Consider the following 1,939-nt stretch of genomic DNA (forward strand, 5'->3'; position numbering starts at 1 on the left):
TTGTCGATGTCGGCGTCCTTGTTGGTGAGGAGGCCCGACATCACGTTGTCGAGGACCTTGTAGACCTCCTGCGCCTTCGGCGGCTCGGCCTTGCCCGCGACGGGGTTGTCCATGAAGGCCTTGAAGTTCGCCACCGGCATGGTGGCGTCGGCCAGCCGGGCGGCGTCGTCCGTGGCCTTGGACTGGTTCAGCCAGAAGTTCGGCTGCGGAATACCGACGGGCAGCTTGTCGGCCTTCGTCCGGGCCCAGTCGAACTGGCCCTTGCCGACCGTGAGGTTCTTGAAGTTGAGCCAGGCGACCGCGGCCTTGATCTTGTCGCCGGAGATGCCCTTCTTGATCATGTAGTTGTTGCCGCCGGCCAGCGTGTTCCTGCCGCCCGGAATCGGGCCCATGCCGAAGTTCTCGTACTTCGCACCGAGCTGCTGGACCATGTACGCGATGTCGTCGGGGGCCGCGAGGAACATCCCGAGCTTGTCGGTGGCTATCTGCTTCTGCAGGTCACCCCACTTCAGCAGCTGCGTCTTGCCCATGGAGTCGTCCTCCCAGCGCATCGCGTGGAGGTTCCGGGCCACCTGCTTGCCCAGGTCGTTGTTGAACGCGGCCTTCGTACCCGAGGCGTCCACCACATCACCGCCGACGCTGTACATCTGCGCGGTGAAGTGCCAGCCACCGGTGTTGCCCGCACTGTACTCACCGAAGCCGGCCACACCGTTCCCGAGCCCGGCGATCTTCTTCGCGGCGGCCCGGACCTCCTCCCAGGTACGCGGCGGCGCGTCCGGGTTCAGACCCGCGTCCTTGAACAGCTTCCGGTTGACCAGCAGACCCATCGTGTAGTTGCTCGTGGGCAGGCCGTAGAGCTTGCCGCGCTGCTTCAGGGAGTTGAGGACGTTGGGGTCGATGTCCTTCAGGAGCGGGACCGACCTCGGGGTGACGTAGTCCGTGATGTCCGCGGCGCCGTCCTCGGAGAGCACCTGCGGCAGGTCGGTGAAGTACGTGTAGAACACGTCCGGCTGGGACTTGGCCTTGAGCATCGCGGTGAACCGCGGCGGCTCCAGACACTGGCCGGGGGTGGAGCGGCCCTCGATGGTGACGTTGGGGTACGTCTTGTTGAACTCGGCGACGTCCTCCTTCCACTCCTTGAGCTCGGCCGCCTTCGCCGCCGGGGGCATGCAGTCGATCGTGAGCGTCACCTTCGTCTTCGGGTCCAGCGGCACCGTCGGGTCGGACGAACCGTTCTGCTGGGCGCCGTCGCCGCCGCTGTTGTCGCCGCTGCTGCTCGTGCCGCAGGCGGCGAGAGCGGTCAGCGTGAGGGCGGAGACGAGGGTGACCGCGCTGGCGCGGCGCGTACGGCGGAACCGGGCACTTCTCATGGGTGGTCCCCTTCGGGCCTGAACGTGGAGGTCGCCCCACCGCCTGTGCGTTGTGGGGCGCGGCACACTCAACCACCGCCAACAAGTGAACGCAAGATCTCGCGCTGGTTTCGTAATTGTCTGACAGATACGTGTAATCGAACCGTGATCGGCGTGCACGCGGGCGACTTCATCGGCGACGGGGGATTCCGGCGGGCGAGAGGGCGACTGGGGTGCCGGCCGAGCTCCGCGCTCCGTCTCCGTGCCCTGCACACCTTGGGAGGAGGACATGGCAAACGCCCCGCCTGCGAAAGAAGGAGGCGGGGTCGGAGTCGGGTATCGAGCTTTGTCGCACGCGCGGCACTCGCCAGTGCCGCAGCCACCCGGGTGGCCTCCCGGGTGGCGCCGTTCTTACCAGGGGGTCCGGCCACCGCCGTGGCCGGACCCTGGTACTCACCGGCGCCGGCAGGCACCGATGACGGTGTTACGGGTTGTTGATGACGAACTGTGAGCCGGGCTCGACCAGGACGTTGCCCTCGGCCGAGTTGGTGATGGTCACGCCGGTCAGGGTGGCGCTGCCGCGGGCGCCG

General features: G+C 67.1%; 1 protein-coding gene. It reads right to left on the reverse strand.

What is annotated here, in order from left to right:
- A partial coding sequence (locus ABT129_RS37990) for an ABC transporter substrate-binding protein (protein ID WP_351910834.1) occupies window positions 1-1,370 on the reverse strand: 1,370 nt, incomplete at its 3' end.
- Between the last annotated feature and the right edge of the window lie 569 nt (window positions 1,371-1,939).

This window comes from Streptomyces sp. NPDC002057 (genome assembly GCF_040296665.1).
In the GTDB taxonomy this organism is placed as follows: Bacteria; Actinomycetota; Actinomycetes; order Streptomycetales; family Streptomycetaceae; genus Streptomyces.